The 7,801-nt window shown below is 44.8% G+C and carries 5 protein-coding genes and 1 pseudogene; all 6 read left to right on the top strand.

The features are described from left to right. A pseudogene (locus tag BUB92_RS07955) lies at positions 1-329 on the top strand (hypothetical protein); the annotation flags it as partial. A 252-nt stretch (positions 330-581) separates the two neighbouring features. Beyond that, on the top strand, positions 582-1,136 hold the full coding sequence (gene pyrR, locus BUB92_RS07950; protein ID WP_073092565.1) for a bifunctional pyr operon transcriptional regulator/uracil phosphoribosyltransferase PyrR: 555 nt from the start codon (positions 582-584) through the stop codon (positions 1,134-1,136). Between the two features lie 130 nt (positions 1,137-1,266). Further along, entirely contained in the window at positions 1,267-2,208 is a 942-nt protein-coding gene (locus tag BUB92_RS07945) for an aspartate carbamoyltransferase catalytic subunit (RefSeq protein ID WP_073092563.1), read from the top strand. After that, a complete protein-coding gene (locus tag BUB92_RS07940) occupies positions 2,192-3,478 on the top strand; it encodes a dihydroorotase (RefSeq protein ID WP_073092560.1) in 1,287 nt (428 codons plus the stop codon). The genes BUB92_RS07945 and BUB92_RS07940 overlap by 17 nt, the downstream gene beginning before the upstream one ends. A gap of 12 nt (positions 3,479-3,490) precedes the next feature. Beyond that, entirely contained in the window at positions 3,491-4,558 is a 1,068-nt protein-coding gene (gene carA, locus BUB92_RS07935) for a glutamine-hydrolyzing carbamoyl-phosphate synthase small subunit (RefSeq protein ID WP_073092557.1), read from the top strand. Positions 4,559-4,593: 35 nt separating this feature from the next. Further along, positions 4,594-7,800 carry a carbamoyl-phosphate synthase large subunit gene (gene carB, locus BUB92_RS07930; protein WP_073092554.1) on the top strand — a complete coding sequence of 1,069 codons (3,207 nt, stop codon included), beginning with the start codon at positions 4,594-4,596 and terminating at the stop codon, positions 7,798-7,800. Position 7,801: the final 1 nt, after the last annotated feature.

The raw sequence follows: 7,801 nt of genomic DNA, 5'->3' as shown, positions 1-7,801 counted from the left end.
TAGATGAGGAAATCCTTATAGAATGTATAGAGAAAATACTGCCTGAGAGGAGGGAGGATTTAATGACCTTAGCGGAGAAGTGGAGAAGAGAGGGAATAGAGGAAGGGATAAGGAAAGGTATAGAGCAAGGTATAGCTAAAGGTATAGAACAAGGCATAGCTAAAGGTATAGAACAAGGCATAGCCAAAGGTATAGAGCAAGGTATAGAAAAAGGCAAAGAGGAAGCAGCCCTGAATGCTTTGCAGAAAGGATTGGATATAGAAACTATAGCAGAGATTACCGGGCTTTCAGTAGAGAGAATAGAGGAGTTAAAGAAAAAGTTGAATTAAAAAGTACAGGGGACAGTTTAAGGGCTGAACAGCACAAAAAAACGTCTGTTTGTGTTCGAAAAAATAATTTTTCTTGACAGGTGATTTTTATTACTTTATCATTTAGCTAAATGAAAACCTTTAAGTCAGCACCGTGAGGCTGACAAGGTAGGTAGCGAAAAGGATATAAATTAGGAGAAGAGTAGCTAAGCCTATTTTTGGCCTCACGCCGAAAATAGGCTTTTTTGCTGGCTGGATTAGGAGGAGAGAGCTGTGAAACTGCGGGAAAAAGCGAGGATTATGGATGAGGCAGCTATGAAAAGAGCTCTAACCCGTATTGCCCATGAGATAATTGAGCGCAATAAAGGGGTAGAAAATGTAGCCCTGGTAGGTATAAGAAGAAGGGGAGGGCCTCTTGCCGAGAGGCTGGCTCGAAAGATTGAAGAGATTGAGGGAGTGAAAGTCCCCGTAGGGGTTTTGGATATAACTTTATATCGCGATGATTTAACTACCCTTTCTGCTTATCCGCTGGTACACCGGACGGAAATCGATTTTGACATCAATGACAGGATAATTGTGCTGGTAGATGATGTTTTGTATACAGGAAGGACGGTGCGGGCAGCCTTAGATGCCCTTATTGATCTGGGAAGGCCCCAGTGTATACAGCTGGCAGTTCTTATAGACAGAGGTCACCGGGAGCTTCCTATAAAGGCAGATTTTGTAGGCAAAAACACCCCAACTTCCAAACTGGAGATTGTAAATGTCCTGGTTAAGGAATATGATGGGGAAGATGGGGTTATAATACAGGAAATAATCGATGATGAATAAACCACCACCCTTTAAGGCAGTCCTGTGAGGCTGGCAAGGGCGGCAAACCACAGCGTGCGGTTTAGTATGCCTTTCTTGCCAGTCTGGCGAGAAAGGCTTTTTTAATATGTGAATTAGGAGGCGGGAGAAGATGAAATGGGAACAAAGAAAAGATCTTCTGGGTCTTAAGGATTTAAGCAGGGAAGAAATCGAGCTTGTCTTGGATACAGCAGTTCCTATGAAGGACATCCTGAAAAGAGATATTAAGAAGGTACCTACCTTGAGAGGAAAAGCGATGGTTACCGTTTTTTATGAAAACAGTACCCGCACCCGAACTTCTTTTGAACTGGCAGGTAAATATTTAAGTGCTGATACGGTTAATCTAGGGGTTTCTACCAGCAGTGTACAGAAAGGAGAAAGCCTTAAGGATACGATAAGGACCCTGGAAATGATGGGATTTGACCTTATGGTCATACGCCATTCCATGAGTGGAACCCCCCACTATGTGGCCCGCAATACCAAAATGAGGGTTATAAATGCGGGAGATGGAGTAAATGAGCATCCTACCCAGGCTTTGCTGGATATGTATACCATAAGGGAAAAGAAAAAGACCCTAGAAGGCTTAAAGGTGGCTATTGTCGGAGATATACTGCACAGCCGGGTGGCCAGGTCTAATATATACGGGCTCACCAAGTTTGGCTGTGAAGTTAGGGTAGTAGGCCCTTCTACCCTTATCCCTCCTGAAGTTGAAAAACTGGGGGTTAAAAGCTATTACTCCCTTGAAGAAGCCTTAAAGGGGGTAGATGTTATAAATGTTCTGCGGATACAGAGGGAAAGACAGCAGAAGGGTTTATTCCCTTCCCTGGATGAATATGCAAGCCTTTATATGTTGCAGCCTGAGCATCTGAAACTGGCCCGGGAAGATGTGCTGGTCCTGCATCCGGGACCTATGAACCGGGGGATTGAGATATCGAGTGCCATAGCGGATGGAAACCATGCGGTTATTGAGGAGCAGGTAACCAATGGGGTAGCAGTAAGAATGGCTATTTTATACCTGATGATGGGAGGGGCTAAAGATGAGATTGCTGGTTAAAGGCGGACGCGTAGTTGATCCTGCCAATGATTTAGATAAAGTACTGGACATTTTGGTGGAAGATGATAAAATAGTAGAAACAGGACAGAATATTTATGCAGAAGATTGCATAATTATTGAAGCTCATGGCAAATTGGTATGTCCTGGCTTTATAGATTTGCACACCCATTTGCGGGAGCCGGGTTTTGAATATAAAGAAGATATATATTCAGGGACCAGAGCTGCGGCAGCAGGAGGTTTTACTACTGTCTGCTGTATGCCCAATACTGATCCTGTGGCTGACAATAAAACGGTAATAAGTTTTATCAAGGAGCAGGCCAGGGTGAAAGGAGTAGTTAATGTTCTGCCGGTAGGAGCGATTTCTAAAAAGCAGGAAGGACAGGAACTCTCTCCTATAGCCGAACTTTTTCAGGCAGGATGTGTAGCCCTTTCCGATGACGGCAGGCCGGTTAGAAGAGCAGATTTGATGCGCTATGCGATGGAATATGCCAAGATGTTCGATCTGCCCATTTTTTCCCATTGTGAGGATCGTGATTTATCCGGGGATGGACAGGTACATGAAGGGTTTTATTCTACCTATTATGGTCTGAAAGGCATACCGGCAGCAGCGGAAGAAGTGATGGTAGCCAGGGATATAATCCTTTCGCAACTTACCGGAGCTAAGGTTCATATCTGCCATGTTTCTACCAGGGGCAGTGTGGAACTTATACGCCGGGCCAAGGAAGAAGGAGTAAATGTAACTGCTGAAGTTACCCCTCATCATCTGGTATTAACTGATGAAGTGATAGGCTCCTATGATGCTGATACCAAGGTTAATCCGCCCCTGAGGTCTAGAGAACATGTAGAGGCTTTGCTAAAAGGGCTTAATGAAGGGGTAATTGATTGTATAGCGACTGACCATGCTCCGCATGAAAGGGAAGCCAAGGATTGTGAATATAATATGGCGGCTTTTGGTATATCAGGTCTGGAGACGGCTATACCGGTAAGCATGAAGCTGGTGCATGAGGGGAAACTATCTCTTAAACGGTGGGTGGAAGCCTATACCGTAAAACCGGCCAGTATTCTTAATATAGATAGAGGAAGCCTTACTCCCGGGGGAAAGGCGGATATAACCATAATTGACCCCGAACTTATAAAAACGGTCGAAGTGGAAAAATTTTATTCCCGGGGATGGAATACGCCCTTTAAGGGCATGAAATTTAAAGGATGGCCTTTTATGACGATAGTAAATGGCAAAATTGTCTTTGAAGATGGAGAAATTAAGGTATAAGGAGTGGAGATGATGAAAAAAGGGTATTTGGTGCTGGAAAACGGCCGGGTTTTTACCGGCAAGCTCCTGAATGACTGTTTGCTGGCTGGCGGAGAGGTGGTTTTTACTACGGCCATGATAAGTTATCAGGACATCATAACTGATCCTTCTTATTATGGCCAGATCGTAGTAATGACTTACCCTCTGGTAGGCAATGTAGGGCTTAATGAAAAGAGCTATGCTTCGCGGGGAGCTATGGTCAAAGGGCTGGTATTAAGAGAAGCTACTGATTTTCCCAGTCATTATGAAATGGAAACTGATCTTATAAGTTTTTTAAATAAAAGTGAGGTGGCAGTTCTGACCGAAGTAGATACCCGGGCTCTGACCAGAGTATTGCGCAATGAAGGGATTATGGGTGGGGTTATTACTGCTGATATTAGCCATAAGGACTGGCTGGTAGAAAAAGCCAGAAAAGAAGCCGAGGAGCTTAAAGGAGATCTGGTAAAGTATGTAAGCCGCCGGAATATAATGAAATTCGGCGCAGGGAAAAAAAGGGTGGTGCTTTTAGACCTGGGTACCAAGCGGGGAGTGATCGATTCTTTTATCCGCCGGGGATGTGAAGTAGTGGCAGTTCCGGCTGATACCGGCTGGGATGAAATACTTAATTTAAATCCTGATGGAGTATTTATATCTGACGGGCCGGGTGATCCTTCGGCTGTGCCTTATGCGATAAATACTTGCCGGGAAGTTCTGGGTAAGAAGCCGGTTTTTGGCATAGGGCTGGGGCACCAGATTTTAGCCCTGGCTCTGGGGGCCGGGATTAATAAGCTTCCTTTTGGTCACCGGGGAGGAAATCAGCCGGTTAAGGATATGAAAAACGGCAGGGTTTATATTACTACTCAGAATCACGGCTACTGCATAGATGAAAAGACTATTGACGGTACTGGCCTTCAGGTTACCATGCGCAATCTGAATGACAATACGATCGAAGCTGTTGAACATGAAAAGATGCCAGCTTTTTCCGTACAGTTTGATCCCGAAGGCTATCCCGGATACAGTGAAACCGGATTCCTGTTTGAGAAATTTATAAGTATGTTTTAAGCTGAATATTTTTAGGTTTAAATGGAGGGATAAAAATGCCGCTAAACAAGAATTTACGAAAAGTAATGGTAATAGGATCGGGACCTATAGTAATAGGACAGGCAGCAGAGTTTGATTATGCAGGGACGCAGGCCTGCCGGGCTTTAAAAGAAGAAGGAATTGAAGTAGTCCTTCTTAATACTAATCCGGCTACTATAATGACAGACCTGGAGATTGCCGATCGGGTTTATTTTGAGCCGATAACGGTGGAGACAGTAGAAAAGATAATTGAGAAAGAAAAACCGGATGGCATAATTGCCAACCTGGGCGGACAAACCGGGCTTAACATGGCCCTGGCTCTGGACAAGGCAGGAGTGTACGAAAGGACCGGGGTTCCGCTTTTAGGGATGCATCTGGATGCCATAGCTAGAGCCGAGGACCGGGAGTATTTTAAGCAAACCATGCTGGAAATCGGGGAACCGGTTCCCGAAAGTGCTATTGTCCACTCTGTGGAAGAAGCTGTAGCTTTTGCTAAAGAAATAGGCTATCCTGTAATAGTAAGACCTGCTTATACCCTGGGGGGAACCGGGGGAGGAGCTGCCTCTAATGAGGAAGAGTTAAGGATAGTAGCAGGTAAAGGCCTTAAGAACAGTCCTATAAACCAGGTTTTAATAGAAAAGAGTGTGGCTGGCTACAAGGAAATCGAGTTTGAGGTCATGCGGGATGCCAACGATAACTGTATAACTATATGCAGTATGGAAAATGTGGACCCGGTAGGAATTCACACCGGAGATAGTATAGTGGTGGCTCCTGCCCAGACGCTTACTGATGAAGAATATCAGATGTTAAGGTCAGCTTCTTTGAAGATAATCCGGGCTCTTAAAGTAGTCGGGGGATGTAATATTCAGTTTGCTCTGGATCCTTTCAGCAAGAAATATTATGTTATTGAAGTCAATCCCCGGGTAAGCCGCTCTAGTGCCCTGGCTTCCAAGGCCACTGGTTATCCTATTGCCAAAGTTACAACTAAACTGGCCATAGGCTACAATTTAGATGAAATTCCCAATGCGGTTACTGGTAAAACTACGGCCTGTTTTGAACCGGCTGTTGATTATGTAGTGCTTAAAGTGCCACGCTGGCCTTTTGACAAGTTTGTCTTTGGGGATCGCCGGCTGGGTACCCAGATGAAGGCGACCGGCGAAGTGATGGCTATTGACCGCAGTTTTGAAGCTGCTTTTTTGAAATCTATACGCTGTCTGGAAATCGGGCTTAATGGTTTAAGGCTTCCTCACCTGCGCAGCCTGGATAATGACTTGCTCCGGAAGAGACTGCAGGAAGCTGATGATGAGAGGATTTTCATAATAGCCGAAGCTTTCAACCGGGGCTTTTCTATCGAAGAGATATGGGATATAACCCGCATAGACAAATATTTCCTTAAGAAGATCAAAAACATAATAGATTTTTACGGCGAACTCAAGGAAGGAGACTTAAACGAGGAACTTCTAAGGGAGGCTAAAAAACTTGGCTTTTCCGATGCGGAAATAGCTGAACTTAAAGGGATAAGTGAAGATGAGGTGCGCAAAATAAGAAAAGAGTGGGGGATTCTTCCTACCTACAAGCTGGTAGACACCTGTGCCGCAGAATTTGATGCCCAAACTCCTTATTTCTACTCCTGTTATGAGGAAGAAAATGAAGCGGTGGAAATCGAAGGAGAAAAGGTGCTGGTAATAGGCTCAGGGCCTATACGGATAGGACAGGGGATAGAGTTTGATTACTGTTCAGTACACGGGGTATGGGCTTTAAGGGAAGAAGGCAAAAAGGCTATTATCATAAATAATAATCCGGAAACGGTAAGTACTGATTTTGACACTTCTGATAGGCTTTATTTTGAACCCCTGGTATATGAAGATGTTATGAATGTGATTGATGGCGAAAAACCGGAAGGGGTTATAGTGCAGTTTGGTGGACAGACGGCTATAAATCTGGCTGGACCTCTTAATCGCGCCGGGGTAAATATTCTGGGGACTTCCTATGATAGTATAGACCGGGCTGAAGACAGGGAACGCTTTGATCAGATGGTGGAAAAATTAGGTATTCCCCGGCCTCCGGGAAAAACCTGCTTTACCGTAGAAGAAGCGGTAGAGGCGGCTAAGGATATAGGTTATCCCGTTTTGGTAAGGCCTTCCTATGTACTGGGGGGAAGGGCTATGGAAATAGTACACAATGAAGATGAGATAAGGCAGTATATGGCTACAGCCGTCAAGGTTAATCGCGAACATCCTGTACTGGTTGACAAATACCTTTTAGGCAAAGAGATAGAAGTAGATGCGGTATGTGACGGCGAAGAAGTCCTTATTCCCGGCATAATGCAGCATATAGAAAGGGCCGGGGTTCATTCCGGGGATAGTATGGCTGTATTCCCTGCTTTTGATATAAGCCCGGCCATAGAACAGAAGGTGATAGATTATACTATCAAGCTGGCGCGGGAATTAAAGGTGAAAGGCCTTATAAATATCCAGTTTGTAGAATACAATGATGAGTTGTATGTACTGGAAGTGAATCCGCGCTCCAGCCGTACGATACCGTTCATAAGCAAGGTTACCGGCATTCCCATGGTAAAACTGGCCACCCGCATCATGCTGGGGAAAAATCTGAAAGAACAGGGGTATAAGGGTGGTGTTATGCCCAGACCTGATTTCTTTGCCGTAAAAGTACCGGTATTTTCCTTCGGCAAACTGCATGAAGTAGATATAAACCTGGGTCCGGAGATGAAATCTACCGGTGAAGTAATGGGGATAGATAAAGATCTCAATGCCGCTATATACAAGGGACTTCTGGCGGCAGGAGTGAATATCCCTGAGCAAGGTACGATTGTCGCCACCATCGCTGATAAGGACAAGGCAGAAGCTTTGCCGATACTTAAAAGCTTCTATCAGATGGGATTTAAGATAGTAGCTACTGAAGGGACGGCCAGAGCCCTTAAAGAGGTAGGAGTTGAGGCGGAAGTAGTAAAGAAGATGCAGGAAGGCTCCCCTAATATTGTGGATCTGGTAAGGAGCGGAAAAGTAGATTTTGTGGTGAATACCATAACTCAGGCGCGGGGACCTTACACCGACGGTTTTCATATACGCCGGGCCGCGGTTGAGCTTAATATACCCTGTCTTACTTCCCTTGATACCTTGCAGGTAGTGGAGAAGGTTTTAAGAAATGGTATTAGGCTTTCTGATATGCAGGTAAAATCTCTAAATGAATATGTCGGAAAATAGT

The organism is Thermosyntropha lipolytica DSM 11003 (assembly GCF_900129805.1).
In the GTDB taxonomy this organism is placed as follows: Bacteria; Bacillota; Syntrophomonadia; order Syntrophomonadales; family Syntrophomonadaceae; genus Thermosyntropha; species Thermosyntropha lipolytica.
This window is presented reverse-complemented; position numbering and strand designations above follow the sequence as displayed.